Origin of the sequence: Streptomyces sp. CA-146814 (assembly GCF_050942385.1) — a bacterium.
Lineage (GTDB): Bacteria > Actinomycetota > Actinomycetes > Streptomycetales > Streptomycetaceae > Streptomyces.
This window is the reverse complement of sequence record NZ_CP192068.1, coordinates 2,224,389-2,248,616: the sequence shown is the minus strand read 5'-3', so window position 1 is coordinate 2,248,616 and position 24,228 is coordinate 2,224,389. Positions and strand designations below refer to the sequence as shown.

The following is a 24,228-nucleotide window of genomic DNA, read 5'->3' as shown; positions in this document are numbered from 1 at the left end:
GTTCCGGGCCGCAGCGGTGTCGGAAGACTGATTGCCTACCGTCCGCCGGCGGCCTTGATGGCGGACGGCGGGCATACGGTCACTTCCGTCACCTCGCCCGCCGCCAGGCCCTCCTCGCAGAGTTGCCCGCCCTTCTCACGCAGGTCGAGGTAGAAGCGCGTCTTCTCCCCTTCCTGCTGGAGGCCGTGAATGCGCTCGTCGATGTAGCCGAGGCCGTTCAACGCTTTGCGGACCTTGACGGGGTCGGGCTCCGAAACCCCTTGCAGGGTCTCGATGATGCGCTGCTCGTGCAGGACGCTCGCACACCAGTCCCGGTCGTTCAGCTCTGCTCCGGGCCCGGTCGGGGCGCCGGGCTCGACAGGGCCGTCCGGGGGAGACGCGCCGGGGGCGAGGCTCGGCTCACCTCCGGGCGCGTTCGGCTTCCTGTCGGCCGGTCTCTCGACGGTCCCGTCCGTCGGCACCTGTCCCGCCCCGCCGGCCGAAGCGCACGACTGCGCGACCTGGTTGAGCATCTCTTCGAATGCCGCCTGCTCGGAGCCCGGTGCCGCAGCACCCACCGTGGATTCGCCCCCCTTGGCCGCCCCTCCTTGTGGCCCACTGCCGCTCTGCTCACCACTCCCGCAGCCTGAAAGTGCCAGGACCGCCAGAGCGGCTGCCGCGAAAGCACGCAGAGGGTGGGCGAACTCGCCTGAAAAGGCGGGGGTCTGTGTCATGCGCGTAGTCTCCTGCCGCCCTGGAGCGCCCACATGAGCACGCGTACTCATGTGGCCGGACGTTTTCCATGAGTGAAGCTCAGGGCGAAAAGTGGTGCTGTCCATTCCGCATTTTAAGGGCTTGTGGAGGCACCGGACGTGACCTAGTGTCCACGTCGATCACTCAGATCCTTCACAGTTGCTACACGAGGGGGGAACTCGTGCGCAGAAGTGCGCTGCCTGTTTTTGCCGTGCTGTCTCTGTCTCTGCTCATGCCGCAAGGCGCAGCAGTGGCGGCACCCGCAGGGCCGGCGAATCCGGCGAACACGGTTGTCGAACCGCCGCTGGCTGCGGGTGAATTGCAGCAGGTCGGTCCCGGCCTGTACTCGACCGCGGAAAAATCCTTCGAGATCTACGAGACGGATGTGGCAGAGGGGCTCATGAGCCGCAGCCACACGGTCATCGCTCAGGCGAGCGGTGTCGCCAGGCCGGAATCCGCGCCCGCGTCCCGACCGGACATGGGTGTCTTCGGCCCCGGTTGGGAAGCCGAATTCCTGGGGGGCCAGCTCAACCGCAAGCTCGAGGAGAAGCCCAACTCCTTCGTCGTCACCGATCTCGACGTGAATGTCGCGCTCACGTACACCCTGAAAAGCAGCGTCGACTATCCCAATGGCGGTGGTGTCAGGAAGTACGAGACCGCCGAGGGCGACAAGCTGACCGAGACGACCCGGTTCGACGCGTCGACCGGCACTCTGGTGTCCACGATCGCCGAGACCGGCGCCGTGGCCGGGGCGAGCGCGGATGCGGACCAGTCCGCCGACACCGATGCGGGCTCTCCCATCAGCGTCGACGCGCTGACTCCCACCTACACCTGGAAGCAAGCCGCTCCAGGAGCCAACGGCTGGCGTGTCACGGGCGTCGGCACCGTGGCCGACGGCACTCTCTCCACCGCCGGCTACGACACCAAGGGGCGGATCTCCAGCATCAAGGAGGCCGCCACCGAGGAGGTCCCGGAGCAGTCGCTGGTGGTCAAGTACTCGACCGCCACGACGGCCACGGGCACGACTCCCGGTGAGTTCGTCAACCGGGCCAAGGAGATCGTCCTCACCACCGGTGCCACGACGCAGACGCTCGCGCGTTACTCCTACGACGCCTCGGGGCTGCTGCGTTCCGTGGCCAATCCGGTCGAGGGAACCGCACCGGTCTCGTCGTACGCCTACGACTCCACCGGACGTGTCTCCGACGTCGCTTCGCCGTCCAACGGCACCTGGGACCTGACGTTCCCCGCCGATGCGGCCGTCCCCAACGTCGAGCCCATCGGCCCCGCGCGTCCGTCCGCCGAGTCGCCCGTCCAGGGGGCGGCCGGTATCACCGACGGCGCCGCCACCGCACCGCCGGCGACGGATTTCATCAGTGGTGAGATCTCCGACCCGCAGGCATATCCCCGCAAGTGCAGCCGGGCGACGGACTGGCTCTGGTATCTGAAGAGTGGTTGCGCCGCGTGGGCCGCACACTACGGCTGGCACCAGCCGCTTTGGAAAAAGACGCCGACCGGCCACTGGGTCGTAGGCATCAACAATGACGGCTGCAGCACCCCGGGACCCAACATCAGCAGGCCGGGCGGCTTCAACTTCCGTACCGCGTGCGACATGCACGACTACGGCTACGGCCTGATCGGCAACACGTACAAGGGCTACAAGTACTATCTCGACCGCAGCAAGAAGTCGAATGTCGACAACGCCTTCCACACCACGATGAAGAAGTACAGCTGCAAGGCCTACTTCATCACGAAGAGGCCCAAGTGCAATGGCATCGCATGGGCCTACTACAAGGCCGTGGGGCTGAAGGGCAAGCCGAAGAACGGCGCGAATGCGACCTGATCTCCCGCAACACCCGCTGACCGTACGCAGCACAGGATTCTGACGCCGCGTACCAAGGAATCGTGAGTGGGCCGGGTGGTAGAAACCTTTGACCGCCCGGCTCACTCACGCCTGCCCTCACACATCATTCCCCCGGGCCGAACCATGCCCGCCCCTCGTTGGAGCAACGTTGAAGAAACCGATATGGGCAACGGTCCTCACCGTGGTGATGACCGCGACCGTCGGCATCATTCCGGCCCAGGCCGCCGCACCGTCCAGCACCCCCGGAGCAGCAGAGACGGCGGGCCCCGTCGATCCGCCGCTGTACGACGAGACCGCGGGCGGCGGCACCGTTCGCGTGAACGTGGTCACGAAGAACCGCGCGGATCTGCCCGGCGCGGCGACCGCCGGCACGACGATGCAGTCCTTCGAGACCGTGCCGGTGGTCACCCTCAAGGTCAACCGGGGCGGACTGGACAAGCTGGCGGGCCAGCCGGGCGTGGTCAGCGTGACCGAGGACGTACCGGTTCCGCCGACGCTGGAGAGCACCCGAGCCCTCGCCGACGTGCCCGCCGGAGCGGAGGAAGCCGGCCGCGGCAGCGCGATCGCCATCCTGGACACCGGTGTCGACACCGGCCACCCGTATGTGAAGGACCGGATCGTCTCCGAGGCGTGCTTCTCGCCCACCGACCCCGACCCCGACTACGCCGCCACCAGCCTGTGCCCCGACGGGACCGCTGCGCAGACAGGACCGGGTGCGGCCAATTCCGGGGCCGGGCCGTGCGCGGCCATCGCCGAATGCGACCACGGAACCCACGTGGCCGGGATCGCCGCCGGCAGCGGCAAGAACCTCGCCGGAGCGCCCGCCTCCGGGGTGGCCCCCGCCGCGAACCTCATCGCCATCCAGATCTTCAGCAAGTTCAGTTCCGAGGACGTCTGCGGCGGTCCTGAGGCCACACCGTGCGTCCTCAGCTTCACCAGCGCCCAGATCGCGGGCCTGGAAAGGGTTCAGCAGCTGAAGCAGTCCGGCATACCGGTGATCGCGGCCAACCTCAGCCTCGGCTCCGGCCGCTACACCACGTCCTGCGAGGACGACCCCCGCAAGCAGGCCATCACCAATCTGTTCAACGCCGGGGTCGCCACCGTCGTCGCTGCCGGAAACAACGGCGCCGACGCCGTCGGCGCTCCCGCCTGCGTCTCCTCCGCCATCGCCGTCGGCTCCACCACCGTGGACGACCAGCTGTCCTCCTTCACCAACCGGGGACAGCTGCTGGACCTCTTCGCACGGGGCACCGGCGTCGTCTCCTCGGTACCCGGCGGCGGTTACGGCTCGAAGAACGGCACCTCCATGGCCGCTCCGTACGTGGCCGGTGCTCTCGCGGTGCTCCGTGAGGCGTTCCCCGAGAAGAACCTCGCGGCACTCGAATCGCTGCTGAAGTCCACCGGCAAGCCCATCACCTACACAGGGGCCACCACACCGCGTGTCGACCTCGCCAAGGCGCTCGGCCAAGGGCCGGGCGACATCGTCGATTTCAACTGCGACGGGCGGCGGGACATCGCCATCGCGGACCCGGACGCCACCGTCTCCGGCGCCGCCAAGGCCGGGCGCGTACAGCTTGTCTACGGTGGAGGAAAGGGCAACGGGGAGCTGTCCCAGGCACTGCCGATCCTGCCCAGCTCCGCCGCGGAGGCGAACGACCGCTTCGGTGGCTCGCTGGCGACGTTCGACCACAACCTCGACGGCTGCACCGACCTGGCCGTCGGCGTCCCCGGTGAGGCCATCGGTACCGAGGCCGGGGCCGGCGGGGTCCACATCGTCTACGGCTCCACCGCCGGACTCGGGCAGGGCAAGGCGACGGTGAACCTGGTCCAGGGCAGCGGCATCGGGGCACTGGCGGGGATGAGCGCGGAGGCCGGCGACCGTATGGGCGAGGCCCTCGCCGCCGGGACCACGATCGCAGGCGTCCCGTACCTCGCCATGGGCGTGCCCGGAGAGGACGGTGGCGGATTCGTCAATCCCGGCGCCGTTGTCTACCTGCACGGCACAGGGCTGAACAACGTCCTGATCAACCAGAACTCCGAAGGCGTGCCCGGCACCATGGAGAGCAACGACGACTTCGGCGCCTCTCTCGCCGGGTCGCCCCAGCACCTGGCCATCGGGTCGCCGGGGGAGGCCATCGGCAGCCTGGCCGACGCCGGAGCCGTAGCGGTGTTCAACCACAAGCTGAACAGCGCCAAGATCCCCACGAGCATCGCCGGGCTGGACCAGAACCTCGCTGAGCTCCAGGACGGGGCCGAGGCCGGCGACACCTTCGGGTTCTCGCTCAGCATGACCACCTACCGGCCCAACGCGGCCGCCACCGGTACCGAGTCGCTGCTCGTGATCGGTACCCCGGGTGAGGGCACCACCACGGTCAACAACACCGGCCGGATCGACGTCATCCGGCTGACCCCCACCGGCTTCAGCCAGCTGTCCGGTATCCACCAGGGCTCGACGGACGTGTCCGGCGCGAACGAGGACGGCGACCGGTTCGGACACACGGTGGCCGCCGTCAGCACCAACCCCTCGGCAGTGAGCACCGCACTGAACACGGTGGTGGCCGTCGGTGTTCCCGGTGAGGACCTCGGTACCGCCACGGACGTCGGAGGCATCATGGTCTTCGGCCTGCTCGGTAAGCCGGGTGACTCCGACGTCACGGTCCACCCGGGGCGCGGTCTTCCCGGTGCCCCGGTGACAGGTGAGAAGGTCGGCAACGCACTCACCGCCACGGGCGCGTTCCTCTACGTCGGTGTTCCTGACGGCCCGACACCGTACGGCCGCGCCCACACCGTGCCGTGGTTCAACATCATCGCCGGGGGCAGCGAACCGGTCACGACGTACGAGCCCGGCAAGAACGGTCTCCCGGCGACCGGCCAGCGTTTCGGCGCCGGCATGCGCTGACTCCGTACCGCGGACGACAGCACGCTCCGGCCCCGGGAAACGCCGGCGGCCTTCCCGGGGCCGGAGCGTGCCCAGCCGGCGTGATCGACCTCCTGCTCTCCCCTTCCTGAAAGAGACCCTTCGTGCGTCGCACTCTTCTGATCCTTGTGACCGCCGTGCTGGCGATCGTCGGCATCACGGCCGCAGCACCCGCACCGCCAACCGTGACCGAGGTGGCGACGTCCGCGAATGCCGAGGCCGCCACTCAGCAGTACGGGACCCACCCCCGCCAGCGCCTGGAAATCACCTGGAATCCGTCGCCCGCGCCCCGCCCGGCAGTCGTACTGATCACTGGCGGCTCCTGGTACACCCACGCCAGCTGGGCGACCAACGCGAAGCAGTTCGCCAACCGGGGCTTCCAGGTCTTCATCATGAATTACCGCCTCAACTTCGAAGCAGCCTGGCCCGCCCAGCGCGACGATGTGGCCAGTGCCGTGAAGTGGGTACGCGACAACGCCGGCCGGTACGACGCCGACCCGGACAACATTCTGCTCGTGGGTTCGTCCGCCGGGGGGCATCTGGCCACGGCCGCCGCCACCCACGGCACCAACGCCCTCGGCATCAAGGGCGCCGTGGCGCTCTCCCCGGTCGCCTCCCCTTACCGGGCCTGGCAGGACGGCAACACCTCCACCGTCGCCAAGATCCGCAAGCTCCGCGACAACGCCGCCATCCTGGCCCGCTGCTACCCCGATCCCGCCGACAACTCCACCGCCTACCGGGAGGTCGGCTGCTGGGACACCTGGCGTGCCATGGAATCCAAGAACGCGGCAGGCAAGGGCGACGCACCGATGCTCCTGCTCCACTCCGACGGCGACTTCGTACCCCCCGTGCACTCCACCGAACTGGAAGCGGCCGCCAAGGCCGCAGGGGTCCCCGACTCGGACATCACCACCAGAATCGTCACCGGTTCCACCGCCCACGGACAGACCCTGCTGGGAACCCCCGGCATGTTCGACATGGTCGTCTCCTGGCTCAAGGCCCGCACCGCCTGACCCACCTCCGCACCGTCGCATCCCTCCGCGGTGCCGTCATGAGTTCAGCCCTTTCGTGTTTTCCTCAAGGAGCAGCAGATGAGTCGGCGTGCCCGAGCCGAACATGCCCCCGCCCGACAACGCCCCCGCGTGGCAGCAGCGGTACTGGTCATGAGCAGCCTCTGCTGCCTGGCCTGGCCGGGGGCAGCCCAGGCAGCCCCCGGCCAAGTTCCCTCAAACCGGGCGGACTTCAACAACGACGGAATCGCCGACCTGATCGCCGGTGTCCCGCAGGCGTCCTCCGCGGCCGGGCAGGTGTCCATCCTTCCCGGGAGCGGCAACGGCCCGTCGTCCACCGGGCTGAAGGTCATCACGCAGAGCGGGGCCGTTCCGGGTTCGCCCGAGCCCGGCGACCGCTTCGGCGCGGACGTCGCGTACGGGGACGTCGACGGTGACGGCCGCACCGATCTCGCCGTCGGCTCTCCGGGGGAGGCGGACAGCGTGAACAAGGAGCGCGGCAACGTCATCGTCCTGACCGGCAGCAGTCAGCTCACCCAGGGCGACTACTTCACCACCGCCAACGACGACCCCCGGAACCCCGCCATGGCACGCCTTGGCACAGCGGTCGCGATGGGAGACATCACCGGTGACGGGCTGGACGACGTCGTGGGCGTCGGCCTGGGCTCCGGAGGCTCGGGCGGCTGGCTGGTATGGCGCGACAGCGCCACCAAGAAGGCCACCACCCTGCGCCTCACCTTCGAAGACCTCAAATATGTCGACGTCGCGGCCGGCGATTTCAACGGCGACGGGTTCGACGACGTCGCCGTCACCACCGTCGACCGCCATGGACGGGCGAGAGCGTACGAATACCAGAGCGCCGGCCGGACCGGCCTCACCTACGCCATGGCCATCCAGATGGGCGCGGGCCGCACCATAGACGCCGGAGACATCGACCAGGACGGCCGGGACGACATCGTCATCGGCCAGCCCGCCTCGCCCGAGGTCGACCCTGCCTACGGCGGCACCATCGGTGGCCAGGTCACGGTCAAGCTCGGCCAGGACTACGGCCTCTACTACCGCGGCCACACCACCACCATCAGCCAGTCCACCCCCAACGTGCCCGGAGAAGCCGAGGAAGGCGACGCGATGGGTGCCTCGGTCGCCCTGCGCGACCTCAACGGCGACAAGACCCTCGACATCGTCACCGGCCTCCCCGGCGAGGACTCCACCGTGAACGGAGTCACCAGCGCCGACGCCGGAAGCGTCCTCCTCCTGCACCTGTCGGCCACAGCGGACGGCATCGCGCTCAAGTCCGCCACCGGCCTCAGCCAGGGCACCGGCGGCATCGGAGGCGCCGGCGAGCCCGGCGACCAGTTCGGCAGCGCGGTCACCGCGGGCGACTTCACCGGAAACGGCACCACCGGCCTCGTCCTCGGAGCCTCCGGCGAGAACAACGGAGACGGCACCACCATCTACCGCACCGCCACCGGCACTGCCGCCTTCCTCAGCAAAAGCATCGCAGGAGCGCCCAGCGGAAGCAGACTGGGCAGCGTCCTCGAATCCTGAGCGCGGGCGGGCCTCCGCGGGGGAGGCCCGCACTGCTTCTCAGTTCCTCGGCGCCGCCGCCTCCAGCTCGGCCACCGTGCCCGACATGACCGTACGGATATGACGCGTCAGGTGCTCCGCCGGCCAGTCCCACCACGCCACCGCCAGCAGGCGCGCGATGTCCGCCTCCTCGTACCGGGTGCGGATGAGCTGGGCCGGGTTGCCGCCGACGATGCCGTAGTCCGGGACGTCCGAGACGACCACCGAGCGGGAGCTGATGATCGCACCGTGGCCGATGCGGACGCCCGGCATGATGACCGACTCGTAGCCGATCCACACGTCGTTGCCGATCACCGTGTCGCCCCGGTTGGGCAGCCCCGTCAGCAGGTCGAAGTGGTCCGACCACGAGCCCCCGAGCGTCGGGAACGGGAACGTGGACGGCCCGTCCATCCGGTGGTTGGCGCCCTTCATGAGGAACCGCACCCCCGTGCCCAGCGCGCAGAACCTGCCGATCACCAACCGCTCCGGCCCGTAGTGGTAGAGCACGTTCCGGGTCTCGAACTCCGTGGCGTGCTCGGGGTCGTCGTAGTACGAGTACGCACCCACCTCGATCAGCTCCGAGGTGACCAGCGGCCGCAGCTGCACCACCCGCGGCTGGCCGGGCATCGGGTGCAGGACGGTGGGGTCGGCCGGGACGGGCTCGGGACGGGAACTCACGGTTGCCTTCCGTAGGGGGAGCACGGGCGGGGGACGAAGGTCATCGTGGCAGTCCGGCCCGGTGAGCCGCGGGTATTTTCGGCGCAGGCGGGCGAGATCCGCCTCCGCCTTCACCGTGGGACGATACGACGGTGCTGGACGCGATCGAAGCAGTGGACTGGGCCCGCATACCGGGCCCCGCAGGCTGGTACCGACCCGACCTCGCCGCCTCCGGCCTGCGCGCCCTCGCCACGGCGACCGGCCTCGTCCAGGCCGCCCGAGCCGGTTCGGTCCTGGCGGGCGGCGGGCTCGTGCACGACCACAGCGGAGGGGTCTTCCCCGCCGTCGTCACCGCCGCGCCCATCCTCCTCGCCATCGCCCGGCACGGACACCCCGAAGCCGGAGCCACCGCCCTCGGGCTGCTCGACGACGCCCTGGCGTTCGCCACCCACGACCGCCGCACCCGGGTGGCGACCCCCTACGCCGAAGCCGTCCCGATCTGCTGCGCCCTCGCGGACCACCTCAGAGGCAGCACCGACCTCCTCGCCACATGCGGGCTCGAAGGCAAGCACCTGCGCGCCGATGCCGCCGAACACTGGCGGTTCGACGTCCACGAGATCATCGCCGGGAGCGACGGAGACGGAGCCCTGGCCTTCGGAGCTCTCGCCGGACGCTTCCCGGACGACGGTCCGCAGGCGGCGGAGCTGCACCTGGCCGGCCGCGCCATCCCGCTCGAACGGGTCGTACTCCACTACCCGCCGGAGGACGGCAGCCCCGACGCGTGCCTGCACATCACCGGCGTACGCCCGCACGAACTCGCCCCACCGGCCGTCCTTTTCCCGGCCCGCTGCGCCCCCGGCCCCGAAGCCCGGTAGCCGCGCCCTACGCCACCCCCGCCCCCACCCCGCACCCCACCCGCAACGCCGCCCCCTGCGACCACTCCGCCGCCACGCCCCGCATCACCAGCGCGCTGTCCAGCACCGCGCTGCCCGGCGGGAAACGGTCCAGGTCCTCGAAGAACGAGGAGCGTACGGTACGGGGCCGGCCCGCCGTCACCTTCCAGGCGGGCGCCGACAGTTCGAGGACGTCCAGGTGCGTGCCACCGGCGTTGGGGGAGAGGCCCCGGTGGCCGAGGCGGAAGAACTCCGACGCCTCCGCCAGGTCCGTGAACAGCCCGCTCCCGCGCAGCTCCTCCGCCGGCTCCACCGTCGCGTCCACCTCCACCTCACCGTCCCGGGTCGCGAAGGCCACCCGTACCGCGTCGGCCTCCTCCCGCACCGTGAAGTCCGCGCGGCCGTGCTCGCCCGGGTAGATCCGGCCGCCCGCGAAGGCGTTGAGGCGGGAGGCGGTGTCGCGGCGCGGGATGTAGACGCCGCGCTCCACACCGTCTGGGCCGTCCCACTCCACGGAGATCCGGTGCGCCGCGTTCTCGCTGGTCAGGCCGGTCGCGGCCGGGGCCCAGCCGGGACGGACACCGCCGATCCGGAGCAGGCAGATGCCCGCCACCGCCTGGCCGCGCACCAGTTGGGGCCGCAGCGGCGCGGGCAGCAGGGCCGCCGCGACGTACGGGTCCACCCGGTAGTTCACCAGGAGGCGGCGTTCGATGGTGCTGGAGAGCTTGGGCCGGATCATGAGGCGTCGCCTTCCGGCGCGGGGCGCCACTTCGTGTGCCGGAGCACGATCTGTTCGGGGCACACGGCGCTCAGGAAGCGCCCCAGAAGCGGCGGAGGGTGGTCCCATGCGCCATGTTCAGCATATGAGCTGATAGCTAACAACCCGATGGCGGGCAACCCGGCTCAGGGCATGGGAAAGCCCCCGCGAGTCACGTCCTCGCGAGGGCTCTCCGTTCATCCGCCTGCCGAAGTGAAGGTTGAGAAGACGATCACGAGGCAGGACGCATCAACCGCCGGAGCGGAATCAGGGCGCGAGCAGCAGTACGTCCGTGCGCTCCTTGGCGGCCGCGTAACGCTTCGCCACGTCCTGCCAGTTGACGACCCGCCACATCGCCTCGATGAAGTCCACCTTCTGGTTCTTGTACTGAAGGTAGAAGGCGTGCTCCCAGGCGTCGAAGACCAGGATCGGGACCGAGCCCTGGCCGACGTTGCCCTGGTGGTCGTAGACCTGCTCGACGATGAGCTTGCCGCTGAGCGGCTCGTACGCGAGCACGCCCCAGCCGGAGCCCTGGGTGGTGGCCGAGGCCTTCGTCAGCTGGGACTTGAAGCCCGCGAAGGTGCCGAAGGACTCCGTGATCGCGTCGGCGAGATCGCCCACGCCGTCCGCCGCGAGGGGCTCGCCGCCGCCGTCGCCGGTCATGTTGTGCCAGTAGATCGAGTGCAGGATGTGGCCGGAGAGGTGGAACGCGAGGTTCTTCTGGAGGCCGTTGATCGCTCCCCAGGCCTCCTTGTCGCGGGCCTCTTCCAGCTGCTCCAGGGTGTCGTTCGCACCCTTGACGTAGGCGGCGTGGTGCTTGTCGTGGTGCAGCTCGATGATCTGCGGATTGATGACCGGTTCGAGCGCCGCGTAGTCGTACGGGAGTTCCGGGAGCGTGTACGTGGCCATGATGCGAGCCCTCCGACTGCTGGGAATGCCGTCCAGTTGTTATTGCAACCTATATGCAAGAGCAGGCTAGCAGCAGGAAGGTCCGCGAAGTGATCAGCCCTTCGGCCTAGGACCTGCGGCGCAGGAGGCCGGGGTATGCGTGAGCGGGCCCGTCCGGCTCGACCGGACGGGCCCGCTCACGCACATCTGCCGGACGGGCCCGCTCACGCGCATCCGACGGCTCAGTGCGTGGGGTCGCTGCCCTTCTGTTCCTCCGGGTCGACACCCGTGTGCGCGGACGCGTCCTTCTCGCCGCTGGGGCGCCGGGACTTTCCCCGGCGGCCGGTCTCGCGCATGTCCGCGTCCCCGCCGCGGTCCTCCCCGCGGCGCGTCGAGCTCTCCGTCGTGGTGCCTTCCAGCGAGGCGCGCTTCTCCTCGTCGGTCGGCTTCTTGCGGGGCCTGTCCGGCTCCGGGGCGTACGTGTCCGGGTGGAAGGAGCGGTGCGCGCTGGGGTTGGGCTGCTGCGACGTCTCGTCGACGTCGGGGGCCCAGCCGTGCTGTCCCTCGCCCGTGAACCTGCTCGGCCCCTCGCCGTGCCGGGGCGGTTTCTTCGACATGGTGGGCCTCTCGTTCTCGTCGGGTGTCCTATTATCCTCCCTTTTCTTGTTATAAAGGCGTTCTGTCTTCTTGCCTGCCCCCACCTTTCGCACGCGAGTGCCCATGTTTGGACGCCGTTTCCCGGGGGACCCGGCCAAGCAGCCGGGTGGCCCGGGGTCGGGGACCGCAGGTGCGCCGCTCGCCGCCCGCCCGCTCCACCGACCAGGAGGACTTGATGGCACCCCCCAACGCCCCCGAAGCGCCGGAGGGCCCCGACCGCCCCCGTGACCCGAAGCTCGCCCTGCCGGTCGCGGACGGTGCCGGCTGGGGCCCGCTCGACGTCCGGGCGGTCGACACCGTCCGGCTGCTGGCCGCCGACGCCGTGCAGAAGGCGGGCCACGGCCACCCGGGCACCGCGATGAGCCTGGCCCCGCTGGCGTACCTGCTCTTCCAGCAGGTCATGCGCCACGATCCGGCCGACGACCAGTGGCTCGGGCGCGACCGCTTCGTCCTCTCCTGCGGCCACTCCAGCCTCACGCTCTACATCCAGCTCTACCTGAGCGGTTACGGCATGGAGCTGGCGGACCTGGAGGCGCTGCGCACCTGGGGCTCCAGCACTCCGGGCCACCCGGAGTACCGCCACACCCGGGGTGTCGAGATCACCACCGGACCGCTCGGCCAGGGGCTCGCCTCCGCCGTCGGCATGGCCATGGCGGCCCGTCGCGAGCGCGGCCTCCTCGACCCCGACGCGCCCGCCGGCACCAGCCCGTTCGACCACCATGTGTACGTCGTCGCCTCCGACGGCGACCTGATGGAAGGCGTCACGTCCGAGGCCAGTTCGCTGGCCGGACACCAGGAGCTCGGCAACCTCGTCGTCTTCTACGACTCCAACCACATCTCCATCGAGGACGACACCGACATCGCCTTCAGCGAGGACGTGACCGCCCGCTACGCCGCGTACGGCTGGCACGTCCAGACGGTCGACTTCACCCGCACCGGCGACTACGTGGAGGACGTCGACGCCCTCCTCGCCGCCGTCGAGGCTGCGAAGAACGAGAGCGGCCGCCCCTCCCTGATCCTGCTCCGCACGATCATCGGCTGGCCCGCGCCCACCAAGCAGAACACCGGCAAGGCCCACGGCTCCGCGCTCGGCGACGACGAGGTCGCCGCCACCAAGAAGCTGCTCGGCTTCGACCCGGACGCCGACTTCACCGTCGAGGACGACGTACTCAAGCACGCCCGTGCGGTACGGGACCGGGGCGCCGAAGCCCACCGTGCCTGGGAGCCCCGCTACCAGGAGTGGCGCACCGCCCACCCCGAGCGCGCCGCGCTCCTGGACCGGCTGCGGGAGCAGAAGTTCCCCGACGGCTGGACCGACAGCCTCCCGGTCTTCGACGCCGACCCCAAGGGCATCGCCACCCGTAAGGCCTCCGGCGACGTGCTCACCGCGCTGGCGCCCGTGCTCCCCGAGCTGTGGGGCGGCTCGGCCGACCTCGCGGGCAGCAACAACACCACCATGGAGGGCGAGCCGTCCTTCGTGCCGGAAGGGAAGCAGACGGGCGAGTTCCCGGGCGACCCCTACGGCCGTACGCTCCACTTCGGCATCCGCGAGCACGCCATGGGCGCGATCCTCAACGGCATCGCGCTCCAGAGCCTCACCCGGCCCTACGGCGGTACGTTCCTGATCTTCAGCGACTACATGCGCCCGGCCGTCCGCCTCGCCGCCCTGATGAAGCTCCCGGTCACCTACGTCTGGACCCACGACTCCATCGGCCTCGGCGAGGACGGCCCCACCCACCAGCCGGTCGAACAGCTGGCCGCCCTCCGCGCTATCCCCGGCCTCGACGTCGTCCGGCCCGCCGACGCCAACGAGACCGCCGTCTGCTGGCGCACCGTCCTGGAGCACCACGACCGACCCGCCGGCCTCGCCCTCACCCGGCAGCCGCTGCCCGTCCTGGAACGGGGCGAGGGCGAAGGCGCTTACGCCGCCGCGTCCGGAGCAGCCCGTGGCGGCTACGTCCTCGCCGACAGCCGAGGCGACACACCCGACGTCCTCCTCATCGGCACCGGCTCCGAGGTCCACATCGCCCTGGAGGCCCGCGAGTTGCTCGCCGCCGAGGGCCACGACGCGCGGGTGGTCTCGCTGCCCTGCCGCGAGTGGTTCGCCGAGCAGCCGGACGCGTACCAGGACGAGGTCCTGCCGCCCGCCGTACGGGCCCGGGTCAGCGTCGAGGCCGCCGTCGCCCAGGGCTGGCGGGACATCGTCGGCGACGCGGGCCGCATGGTCAGCCTGGAGCACTTCGGCGCCTCGGCCCCGTACGAGCGGCTGTACGAGGAGTTCGGCATCACCCCGCGCGCGGTGGCCGACGCCGCCCTGGCGAGCATCCGCGCGGCGGCGGGCCCGGTCCGCCCCGGCGGCGAGCGCCCCGGCGCCACCCCGACCGAAGGCGGCACCGGCGACGCCGGCTGAACGCCCCCTCCGGGCGGCCCCCGCAGTCCGTTCCCGGCCGCCCCCGGCCCCACCCCTGTCACCCATCCCCTCTGCACAAGGAGCCCCATGTCCCCCGCACGCACCCCCCGTTACACCGTTCCCGGCCTCGGCGTCGACGAGGGCCGCCAAGTCATCGACCTCCTGACGCTGCGCCTGCACGCGCTCAACGACCTCGCGCTGACGCTCAAGCACATCCACTGGAACGTGGTCGGGCCGCACTTCATCGCCGTGCACGAGATGCTCGACCCGCAGACCGCCGCCGTACGGGACATGGCCGACGCGGCCGCCGAGCGCATCTCGGCCCTCGGCGGCGAGCCGCAGGGCACGCCGGGCGTGCTGGTCAAGGAGCGGACCTGGGACGACTACAGCGTCGGCCGCGCCGACGCCATCGCCCACCTCGGCGCCCTGGACCTGGTCTACACGGGGATCATCGAGGACCACCGCGCGGCGGTCGAGAAGGCCGGCGAGATCGACCCCGTCACCGAGGACCTGCTCATCGAGCACCTGCGCGGCCTGGAGCAGTTCCAGTGGTTCGTCCGCGCCCACCTGGAGAGCAGCTCCGGCACCCTGTCGAACGCGGGCGCCGACACCGAGGAGGCCGCGGCCGCCGCGGCCCAGAAGCGCACGGCCGCCAAGCGCACCCCGGCGAAGAAGACCGCGCTGCCCGCCCCCGCCAAGACGGCGGCGAAGAAGGCGCCGGCCAAGAAGACCGCCAAGAAGACGGCGAACAGGCGCACCACGCGCTGAACACCACGCGCCGAAAACCATGCGGTGAGCACCACGCGCCGAAAACGATGCGCTGAACGCCGTTCCCGGGTCACCGGCCACGAAGCCGTGCCGGTGACCCGGGCCTCCGGCTACCAGTCCGCCGGTTACCCGGGCCTCCGGCCCCCAGCCCGCCGGTGACCCGGACCTGAGGCCATGACCTCACCCTTGGTCATAATGCGCGGGTGAACAAAGCTCCTCTGCCCCTGCCCGCCGAGCACATACCCCCCGGCGCCGTCGACTGGCGCACCCCCGGCGCCGAGCGCTGGCTCGCCGCCGTTCCGGCCGGGTGGGCGCGCCCGTTGTGGTCGGTGGCGGCCCTCGTCGTCTCGATGGTCTGGTATCTGGCGGCGGGCCCCGCTCCCGTCTGCACCTCCGCCGAGCCGTGCGGCACCGACTGGTGGGGCCTCGGGACGGCCGTCGTGCTGGCGCTGACCCCGTACTGGGTCTGGCGGCAGCCCCGGCTCGCTCTCGTGGGGCTGGCGGCCGGAGTGGTGGGGTTCGCCGCGGAGGGCGGGGTCACGGAGTCGTTGGCGGAGCCGTACGTCCTCGCCCACCTCGTGGCCGTCGCGTTCACCACCGCCGGGGTCGTCCACCGGCTGGCCCTCGCCGGCCGGCAGCGGGCGCTGGCCATGGAGGCGGCCGGGCCGGCCGCGCAGCCGCTGCCCGCCGCCGCGCGGACGTTCCGCCGCGGCCGGTTCTCCTTCGGCCTGGCCGCACTGCTGCTCGCCGTCGCCGGGTTCGGCTACTGGCAGGTCCAGCGGGTGGCGGACGCGTACGAGGAGCGGGCCGCGGCCGCCACGCGGCTGTCCGGACGGGTCGTGGTCCTGGAACGGGACGACGACATGGACATCGTGAAGGTGGAGGCCGACGGGCGCACCCACCGCTTCGAGACGGCCTTCCCGGAGAACTTTCCCGAGGGCGGCACAGCCGATGTCGTGGTGGACGGCGACTGGGCGGCGCTGGTCGCGGAGCCGTACGACGCCTTCGGCTGGGAGCTGCTGGTGTTCGCCGGCCTCACCGCGTCGCTGGCGTTCTTCGTCAACGGCGTGGACGGAAGGACGCGTTCGGTACGGCTGCGGCACGGGCCCCTGCCGGTGCTGAAGGTGCTGGTGCGCGAGGACCACGAGGACGGCCGCACCTGGGTGTTCGCGGCCGACGATCCGGAGGGCCTCCGGCCGGTCCTGTACTTCCACTCACTGGCCGCCTCCGAGGAGGACGAGGAGGAGGAAGGGCCGGAGGACGCGGACGCCGTCGACCTCACCAAGGTCCGGGAGATCCTCCGCGGCGAGGACCCTCCGCCGCCGCTGCGCGAGGCCGTCCTGTACGGCGTCCCGTACGCCGGTGCCGAAGTCGCCTTCGCCGCACGCGACGACGAGGACTCGCCCGAGGTCGTGGTGGAGTGCAGCGTCACCGCCGTGAAGCCGGCCGTCGCGGGCCCGGCGCGACGCGGACCGAAGCTCCCGTCGCAGGACCGCAGGCGGAAGAACGCGCAGCGGCCCGTCGAGGAGATCGCCGCCACCCTGGCGCCCGTCGACGGCCTGCGGGTCTGGAAGGCGCACGGCCTCTCGCGGGCCGTGGGCCTCGGCCTGCTGGTGGTCCAGGGCGGCGGCATGTGGGCCATGCTCGACGACGGGCCGTCCTGGACCTGGCTCTGGCTGGTCGTGGGACTGCCGTGGCTGACGACCGCCGTCGCCACGGCCCTCACCTGGCGGATCACCGCCGACCGCGACGGGCTGTGGGTGACCGGGGCGTGGCGCGTACGGCGGATCGAGTGGGACGCGATCACCGCCGTACGCCACACCGAGGACGGCATCCGCGTCACCACCGGCAAGGACCACCCGGACGTCGCGCTGTCGCCGACCGGCTGGGCCTGGCTGGAACGCCGCCTGAACCGCGAGCCGTACGCGGTCCGCGCCGCCGACGAGATGCGGGCCCTGCACCTCGACCCGGTGCTGCGGCCGGCCGAGGAGGCGCCGGCGGCACGGCAGGGCATGGCGGTCGGCCCGCCGCTGGTGGCCCTGTCGGCGCTGTGGGGCGCGGCGGTGCTGCTGCTGTGACCCGGCCGGAGCCTTCTGAGGTGCCGGCCGGGTCACCGCACTGCCGCAGAAGGAGCCACTGCCGCGGAAGGAGCCCGGCCGCGCCCCGGGACGCCCGGACCGCCTACTTCCGCTGCGCGGGAACCTCCGCCGCCGCGCCGCCGGCCGGACGCCGCCGCTGACGTACGACCCCGATCCCGATCAGCACCGCCGTCAGCGCACCCGTGGCCAGCAGCTGGTCGCGGGTGTCCGGCTGGCGCAGCATCAGCAGGAAGATGCCCGCCATGCCCGCCAGCGCCACGATCGTGAGGACCGGGAAGAGCCACATCCGTACGACCAGCTTCTCGGGCGTCTCGCGCTCGGTGCGGCGGCGCAGGATCAGCTGGGAGATGGCGATGAAGATCCAGACGACCAGGATCACCGCGCCGATCATGTTGAGCAGCCACGGGAAGACGTCGTCCGGCCGCCAGTAGCTGAGCAGCACGCACAGGAACCCGAACACCGAGGAGAACAGCACCGCGTTGCGCGGCACCCCGGACGAGATCTTGCCGAGTACGGCCGGCCCCTGGCCCCGGGCGACCAGGGACCGGGCCATCCGCGAGGCGCCGTAGATGTTGGCGTTCATCGCGGAGAGCAGGGCGATGAGGATGACCACGTTCATGATCTGCGCGGCACCGCCGATGCCGAGGTGGTCGAGCATCGCGTAGAAGGGGCCGACCTCGGCGACCTTCGGGTTGTCCCAGGGGACCAGGGTGACGATGACGGCCATGGAGCCGATGTAGAAGACCGCGATGCGCCACATCGCCGTACGGACCGCCTTCGCGACGCCCTGCACCGGGTTCTCCGACTCGGCGGCGGCGATGGTGACCGTCTCCAGACCGCCGTACGCGAAGACGGAGGCGAGGAGTCCGATGATGAAGCCGTCCATGCCCTTCGGCAGGAAACCGCCGTCGCCGGTGAGGTTGGCCAGGCCGGGCGCGTCCGTGTCCGGGAGGACGCCGAGGATCGCCAGTAGGCCGAGCACCAGGAACAGGGTGATCGCGATGACCTTGAGCGCGGCGAACCAGAACTCGAACTCGCCGAAGTTCTTCACGGCCGCCAGGTTCGTCCCCAGGAAGACCACCATGAACAGGGCGACCCAGGCCCACTCCGGCGTCCCGGGCAGCCAGCCGCTGACGATCTGGGCCGCGCCGATCCCTTCCAGGCCGACGGCCACGCAGAGCAGGAACCAGAACGACCAGCCCGCGGTGAACCCGGCCCACGGGCCGATGGCCCGCTCGGCGTGCACGGAGAAGGAGCCGGAGGCCGGGTTGGCGGCCGACATCTCGCCGAGCATGCGCATCACCATCATGACGAGCAGCCCGGAGAGCGCGTACGCGACGACGATCGACGGCCCGGCGGCGGCGATCCCGGCCCCGGAGCCGACGAAGAGCCCGGCGCCGATGACACCGCCGAGGGCGATCATCGAGAGGTGGCGCTGTTTGAGGCCGTGGGTGAGCGCGGAGTCCGTCGAGGCTCCGGCGGCGGCTGCGGAGTCAGCGGTGGGGGGAGACACGGAGGTCCGAGACATGGACAAGCTCTGTTCGGTAGCTGAGACGAGGGACGAACCCATAGTCTGAGCATCCGCACCGCTCACACGGAACGGGTGTCCGCTATACGGGCACGAGGCTCACGCAAGGTGCACACGCGCCTACCGGTCGGTAAGCGCCGCCCCCTACCGGCCGGTGGCGGCGGAACCCTTACGCTCCCGCCACTGCCGCCCCACCGCCACCAGCAGCACCAGCGCCGTCGCCCCCGCCGACCACAGCACCTGCGGCCGCGCGTCGGCGTCCGTCAGCATCAGCACCAGCACGCCGAGCAGCCCCGCCAGCGTCAGCCAGGTCAGATACGGGAACCACCACATCCGCAACTCCAGCGCCCCCGGCGCCTCCCGCTCCAGCCGGGCGCGCAGCCGCAGTTGGGAGGCGGCGATCAGCGCCCAGACGAACAGCAGCACCGCGCCGACCGAGTTGAGCATGTAGAGGAACACGGTGTCCGGCCAGACCAGATTGAGCAGGACGGAGACGAAACCGAAGGCCACCGAGGCCAGCACCGCCCGCCGGGGCACACCACCCTCCGTTCCGGGCTTACGGGACACCTTCAGCAGCCCGCGCGGTGCCTCCCCGCGCTCCGCCAGCGAGAACACCATCCGCGAGGAGCCGTACAGATTGGCGTTGAGCGCCGAGAGCAGTGCCACGAACACCACGACGTTCATGATCTGCCCGGCCGACGGCACCCCGATCGAGTCCAGCACCTTCACATACGGGCTCAGCCCGGCCTGCTGGGCGGTCCACGGCAGCACGGTCACGATGACCAGCATCGACCCGACGTAGAAGAAGAGGATGCGCACCACCGCACTGCGCACCGCGCGACCCACCGCGCGCGCCGGGTCGTCCGTCTCGGCGGCGGCGATGGTGACGACCTCCAGCCCGCCGAAGGCGAAGACCACGGTCAGCACGCCGGAGACGACCCCGCTCCACCCGTTCGGCAGGAAGCCCCCCTGCCCGGTCAGGTTGCTCATCCCGACCGGGTCGGTGTCCGGCAGCCACCCGAAGACCGCGAGCAGACCCAGCCCCAGGAAGACGACGATCGCGCCCACCTTCAAGGAGGCGAACCAGAACTCGAACTCGCCGAAGTTCTTCACCGCCGCCAGGTTGGCCACGGTGAACACCACCATGAACAGCAGCACCCACGCCCACGGTTCGACCGCCGGCACCCATCCGTGGGCGATCTGCGCGGCGGCCGTCGCCTCCACGGCGAGGACCACCACCAGCAGGAACCAGTAGAGCCAGCCGACGCTGAACCCGGCCCACCGCCCGAGCGCCCGCTCCGCGTGCACGGAGAAGGAACCGGAGGCGGGCATCGCGGCGGACATCTCGCCGAGCATCCGCATCACCAGCATCGCGAGCGCGCCCGCGATCAGATACGAGACGACGATGGCGGGCCCCGCCACCGCGATGCCCGCGCCCGACCCGACGAACAGCCCGGCGCCGATCACGCCGCCGAGCCCGAGCATCGTGAGGTGGCGCTGTTTCAGGCCGTGTTCGAGGGGCTCCGCGGGGGTGTCGGGAGCCCCGGAGGGGGTGGGGGGAGCGTCGTGCACGGGATGCGGGTCACTCTCGGATCATTTATGGGGAACCTACAGTCTGAGCCTCCAAGGCCCCTCCCGCCAAAACGGACCACCTACCGCCCCACCTCCGTGACGAGCATCACGCCCAGCGGCGATTGCGTGGCAACCTTTGTGCGAATCCCATCAACCCGTCAACCACCGCTTTGTGGGCGGCTGATGGTGATCGGTCGTTCACCCCTGGGCTAACGTCGGCAGCAGCCCCACCCCACCTGCCGGGCGGAGCCGTCCCAGCCTGCCTGCCCTCACCCGCGGAGTCCCGATGAGCACTGCTGCCGCCCCCGTCCGTTCCGGAGCGGTCCTCGCCGACCTGCTGCCCGCAGCCCGGCACCGCTACGCCGTCGACGCGGCCCTCGTGCTGGGCGGCGCCGCCCTTACCGGCATCGCGGCCCAGATAGCCGTCCCGGTCCCCGGCTCCCCGGTCCCCGTCACCGGCCAGACCTTCGCCGCGCTCCTCATCGGCACCGCGCTCGGCGCCCGCCGCGGCTTCCTCTCCCTCGCGGTGTACGCGGTCGTCGGCATGGCCGGCATGCCGTGGTTCGCGGAGGGCACCTCGGGCTACGCGATGCCGTCGCTCGGCTACATCCTCGGCATGCTGCTCGCCGCCACCGTCGTCGGCGCCCTCGCGCGGCGCGGCGGCGACCGCTCGGTGCTCCGCACGGCGGGCACGATGGTGATCGGCTCCGCGATCATCTACGCCGTCGGCGTGCCGTACCTCGCGCTCGCCACCGGCATGTCCCTGAGCGCCGCCGTCGCGGCCGGACTCGTCCCCTTCCTCATCGGCGACGCGCTGAAGGCGGCCCTGGCGATGGGCGCCCTGCCCGCCGCCTGGAAGCTGCTCGACCGCCGGGGCTGATCCCGTCCATCAGGCCCCGTACGGGCCACCGAAGAGGTCCGCCGGATCGTACTGGGAGACCAGACCGGCGAGCCTCTTCGCCGTTTCCGCGTCATGGAAACCGGCGGTACGGTCCCCGCCGCCGAAGGAGAAGTTCAGCGACCGCCCCAGGACGGCCGGCTCCAGCACCCGCCCCACCTCCCCGTACAGGGCACGCACCGAGGCCACATCCGTACCGTCCAGCGGCGACAGCAGCCGCAACAGGAACCGGGCATCCCGGTACGGCACGGCGTTCGGCGCCTCCGGCCGCGCGGCCAGCGCCCCGCCCAGGTGGTTCAGCTGCACCACGGTCATCATCGGCGCCCGGGGCCCGGCCAGTTCACACGCCCGTACGATCCGCTCCGCGTCCAGCTCCCCGAGCACCGCGCTGTCGCCGTAGTACGCGTGCGGGAACGGCGGGTCGCTGTGGATGGTGTGGCTCTCGGTGTACGGCATCTCCCGCAGCGAGTCCGACAGGACCGCCGCGGACCTCCCGATCGCCCGCAACGGTGCCACCAGCCGCTCGCCCTCCTCCGCGCTCCCCGTGAAGGCCACCCGCACGGAGATCACGTACCGCCCGCGCAGCTCCTCCGGCAGTTGCGGCAGGTCTGGGTACACGAGCGCGGCCAGCGAGGACGTCACCGTGTCCGGCACGGTCCGCGTCCACTCCAGACAGCCACGCAACACCTCCGCCGCCCGCGCCCCGTCGAAGGCGATCGAGCCGCCGTAGAGCCGCTCCACCGCCACCAGTCCGATCTCCATACCGGTCACCACCCCGAGCCGGTGCCCGCCCCCGCGCAGCCCCCAGAAAAGCTCCGGCTCGCGCTCCGGCGTGACCCGGCGCGCGGTGCCGTCGGCGGTCACCACGTCCAGCGAGCGCACGTGGTCGGCGGCGTACCCGAACTCCCGGGCCAGGATCCCGAGCCCGCCGCCCAGTGTGTAGGAGACGGCGCCCACGGAGGGGGAGGAGCCGTTGAGCGGGGCCAGCCCGTGCGGGGCCGCCGCCTCGATCACCCGGCCCCAGCTCGCGCCCGCGCCGACCCGGGCGGTGCGGTGGACCGGGTCGACGGTCACGGAGTCCAGGGCGCGGGTGGCGATGAGGACTCCGCCCTGGACGGGACCGGGAAGGCCGTGGCCGGAGGCGTGCGCGGCGACGTGGAACCCGCACTCACCGGCGTACGCCACGGCCTCCCGTACGTCCTCGGGCGTGCCGGCCTCCACCAGCCGGTCCGGCCGGATCGGGAAACCGGTCTGGAAGGTGGGGAAGGGCTCTGCGGACCCGGCGTGCCCTGCGGATCCCGCGTGCGCTGCGGACCCTTCGGATGCGGAAACCATGAGGAGGCTCTCCTTCGCTCGCGCTGTTCGGCGGTACGAAGGAAAGCCTCCCCGAGATACCTGACACCTACAGTCATGTATCTCTCACGTGCGTGTCACTCACGTGCGTGTCACTCGGCCGGCGTGACCGCCTTGCGGCTGCGCGCCTCGCGCACCAGCGAGATCCCCACCACCAGCGCCGCGACCAGCAGCGACAGCACGACCTGCTCACGGGCGGTGTCGTCGGTCAGCATGTAGACCAGGACGAAGGAGATCGCCGCGATCGTCGCCCAGGTGAGGTACGGGAAGAGCCACATCCGTACGACCAGCTTGCCCGGCGTCTCGCGCAGGATGATCCCGCGCATCCGCAGCTGCGTGAAGCAGATGACCAGCCACACGAAGAGCGCCACCGCGCCCGACGAGTTCAGCAGGAACTGGAACACCGTGTCCGGCCACTGGTAGTTGAAGAACACCGCCACGAAGCCGAAGACGACCGAGGACAGGATCGCCGCCTGCGGCACGCCGCGCTTGTTGACCTTGGCGAAGGACTTCGGCGCGTCGCCGCGCTCACCGAGCGAGAACGCCATCCGGGAGGCCGTGTACAGGCCGGAGTTGAGGCACGACAGCACGGCCGTCAGCACGATGAAGTCCATGACGTTGCCGGCCTGCGGGATGCCGATCGAGTCGAGGGCGGCGACATAGCTGCCCTTCTCCAGGATCGACGGGTCGTTCCACGGCAGCAGCGTCAGCACGACGAAGATCGAGCCGAGGTAGAAGACGGCGATACGCCAGATCACGCTGTTGGTGGCCTTCGACACGGCCCGCTGCGGGTCCGAGGACTCACCGGCCGCCAGCGTCACGATCTCGCTGCCCATGAACGAGAAGACCACCATCAGCACACCGGTCAGGATCGCGCCCGGCCCTTCGGGGAAGAACCCGCCGGAGTCCGTGAGATGCGCGAGCCCCGAGCCGGGGTTGTCGGAGCCGGGCAGGAAGCCGAAGACGGCGAGCAGGCCGACGACCACGAACGCGGCGATCGCCACGACCTTGATCCCGGCGAACCAGAACTCGAACTCGCCGTAACTGCCCACCGAGACCAGGTTGGTGGCGGTCAGCACGACCATCACGATCAGCGCCCAGGCCCACTGGGGGACGCCCGGGATCCAGCTCTCCAGGATCTTGGCGCCGGCCGTGGCCTCGACGGCGAGCACGACGACCCAGAAGAACCAGTAGAGCCAGCCGATGGAGAAGCCGGCCCAACGGCCCAGCGCCTGGTCGGCGTAGGCGGAGAAGGAGCCGGAGCTCGGCCGGGCGGCGGCCATCTCGCCGAGCATCCGCATCACGAGGACGACCATCAGGCCGACCATCGCGTACGAGACCAGGATCGCCGGCCCGGCGGCCGCGATCCCCGCGCTGGAGCCCACGAAGAGGCCCGCGCCGATCACACCGCCGATCGCGATCATCGAGAGGTGGCGGTTCTTCAGGCCTGCCTGAAGTCCGCCCGAGGAGTCGGGCCGATCCGGCTCACCGGGTTCGTGGCCCGGCTCCGCCAGCGTCGTCTGCGACGTCATGGGGGGGGAAGTCCTAACGTTTCCGTGCATGAGGGTGTGCCCTGCTCCACGTGGGGTGGTGTGGAAGACAAGGCCACGCATTCAAGCCCGGAAGAAGGCAGAAACGGAACCCTCTCCTCCGGATCATTTG

The 24,228-nt window shown here is 70.8% G+C and carries 18 protein-coding genes and 1 pseudogene; 9 read left to right on the top strand and 10 right to left on the bottom strand.

All coding sequences use genetic code 11. The features are described 5' to 3' along the window. Positions 1–35: 35 nt before the first annotated feature. A complete protein-coding gene (locus ACQP09_RS09985; RefSeq protein WP_433397685.1) occupies positions 36–557 on the bottom strand; it encodes a hypothetical protein in 522 nt (173 codons plus the stop codon). 356 nt (positions 558–913) lie between these two features. On the opposite strand from ACQP09_RS09985, the gene ACQP09_RS09980 reads away from it, so the two are divergent. From ACQP09_RS09980 to ACQP09_RS09965, 4 genes are all read left to right on the top strand, one after another. Continuing rightward, positions 914–2,572 carry a phospholipase A2 gene (locus ACQP09_RS09980; RefSeq protein ID WP_433397683.1) on the top strand — a complete coding sequence of 553 codons (1,659 nt, stop codon included), beginning with the start codon at positions 914–916 and terminating at the stop codon, positions 2,570–2,572. A gap of 169 nt (positions 2,573–2,741) precedes the next feature. Then, on the top strand, positions 2,742–5,492 hold the full coding sequence (locus tag ACQP09_RS09975; protein WP_433397681.1) for a S8 family peptidase: 2,751 nt from the start codon (positions 2,742–2,744) through the stop codon (positions 5,490–5,492). 122 nt (positions 5,493–5,614) lie between these two features. Continuing rightward, positions 5,615–6,523 (top strand): alpha/beta hydrolase family protein, encoded by a 909-nt coding sequence (locus tag ACQP09_RS09970; RefSeq protein WP_433397679.1) that lies wholly within the window; start codon positions 5,615–5,617, stop codon positions 6,521–6,523. Positions 6,524–6,652: 129 nt separating this feature from the next. After that, entirely contained in the window at positions 6,653–8,068 is a 1,416-nt protein-coding gene (locus tag ACQP09_RS09965) for an FG-GAP-like repeat-containing protein (protein ID WP_433397677.1), read from the top strand. A 39-nt stretch (positions 8,069–8,107) separates the two neighbouring features. Here the strand turns inward: ACQP09_RS09965 and ACQP09_RS09960 are convergent, their stop codons facing one another. Continuing rightward, positions 8,108–8,713 (bottom strand): CatB-related O-acetyltransferase, encoded by a 606-nt coding sequence (locus ACQP09_RS09960; RefSeq protein WP_433406536.1) that lies wholly within the window; start codon positions 8,711–8,713, stop codon positions 8,108–8,110. Positions 8,714–8,895: 182 nt separating this feature from the next. Here ACQP09_RS09960 and ACQP09_RS09955 point away from each other — a divergent pair, with 182 nt between their 5' ends. Further along, positions 8,896–9,618: a hypothetical protein gene (locus ACQP09_RS09955; protein WP_433397675.1), complete on the top strand. Its 723-nt coding sequence runs from the start codon at positions 8,896–8,898 to the stop codon at positions 9,616–9,618. A gap of 7 nt (positions 9,619–9,625) precedes the next feature. Here the strand turns inward: ACQP09_RS09955 and ACQP09_RS09950 are convergent, their stop codons facing one another. The 4 genes and pseudogenes from ACQP09_RS09950 to ACQP09_RS09935 form a co-directional block, all read right to left on the bottom strand. Next, the gene (locus tag ACQP09_RS09950) at positions 9,626–10,375 is read right to left on the bottom strand and encodes a DUF2071 domain-containing protein (RefSeq protein WP_433397673.1); all 750 of its coding nucleotides are present in this window, start codon (positions 10,373–10,375) and stop codon (positions 9,626–9,628) included. Continuing rightward, positions 10,372–10,461, bottom strand: a pseudogene (locus ACQP09_RS09945) (metalloregulator ArsR/SmtB family transcription factor); the annotation flags it as partial. The gene ACQP09_RS09950 and the pseudogene ACQP09_RS09945, both read right to left, overlap by 4 nt. Positions 10,462–10,660: 199 nt before the next feature. Further along, entirely contained in the window at positions 10,661–11,302 is a 642-nt protein-coding gene (locus ACQP09_RS09940; protein WP_018511460.1) for a superoxide dismutase, read from the bottom strand. Between the two features lie 221 nt (positions 11,303–11,523). Beyond that, positions 11,524–11,898, bottom strand: coding sequence for a hypothetical protein (locus tag ACQP09_RS09935; protein ID WP_433397671.1), 375 nt, complete (start codon positions 11,896–11,898; stop codon positions 11,524–11,526). Positions 11,899–12,113: 215 nt separating this feature from the next. On the opposite strand from ACQP09_RS09935, the gene tkt reads away from it, so the two are divergent. The 3 genes from tkt to ACQP09_RS09920 all read left to right on the top strand — a co-directional run bounded on the left by tkt (position 12,114) and on the right by ACQP09_RS09920 (position 17,194). Continuing rightward, positions 12,114–14,348, top strand: a complete 2,235-nt coding sequence (gene tkt, locus ACQP09_RS09930; protein WP_433397669.1) for a transketolase — start codon at positions 12,114–12,116, stop codon at positions 14,346–14,348. Between the two features lie 87 nt (positions 14,349–14,435). Beyond that, positions 14,436–15,116: a Dps family protein gene (locus ACQP09_RS09925; protein WP_433397667.1), complete on the top strand. Its 681-nt coding sequence runs from the start codon at positions 14,436–14,438 to the stop codon at positions 15,114–15,116. Between the two features lie 203 nt (positions 15,117–15,319). Beyond that, a complete protein-coding gene (locus ACQP09_RS09920; protein ID WP_433397665.1) occupies positions 15,320–17,194 on the top strand; it encodes a hypothetical protein in 1,875 nt (624 codons plus the stop codon). A 103-nt stretch (positions 17,195–17,297) separates the two neighbouring features. Here the strand turns inward: ACQP09_RS09920 and ACQP09_RS09915 are convergent, their stop codons facing one another. Continuing rightward, entirely contained in the window at positions 17,298–18,743 is a 1,446-nt protein-coding gene (locus tag ACQP09_RS09915; protein WP_433397663.1) for an amino acid permease, read from the bottom strand. A gap of 144 nt (positions 18,744–18,887) precedes the next feature. Continuing rightward, a complete protein-coding gene (locus ACQP09_RS09910; RefSeq protein WP_433397661.1) occupies positions 18,888–20,315 on the bottom strand; it encodes an amino acid permease in 1,428 nt (475 codons plus the stop codon). A 286-nt stretch (positions 20,316–20,601) separates the two neighbouring features. Here ACQP09_RS09910 and ACQP09_RS09905 point away from each other — a divergent pair, with 286 nt between their 5' ends. Next, positions 20,602–21,195: a biotin transporter BioY gene (locus ACQP09_RS09905; RefSeq protein WP_432149177.1), complete on the top strand. Its 594-nt coding sequence runs from the start codon at positions 20,602–20,604 to the stop codon at positions 21,193–21,195. A 9-nt stretch (positions 21,196–21,204) separates the two neighbouring features. Here the strand turns inward: ACQP09_RS09905 and ACQP09_RS09900 are convergent, their stop codons facing one another. After that, positions 21,205–22,548 (bottom strand): FAD-binding oxidoreductase, encoded by a 1,344-nt coding sequence (locus ACQP09_RS09900; RefSeq protein ID WP_433397659.1) that lies wholly within the window; start codon positions 22,546–22,548, stop codon positions 21,205–21,207. Positions 22,549–22,658: 110 nt separating this feature from the next. Then, positions 22,659–24,098 (bottom strand): amino acid permease, encoded by a 1,440-nt coding sequence (locus ACQP09_RS09895; protein WP_356750213.1) that lies wholly within the window; start codon positions 24,096–24,098, stop codon positions 22,659–22,661. Positions 24,099–24,228 lie beyond the last annotated feature (130 nt).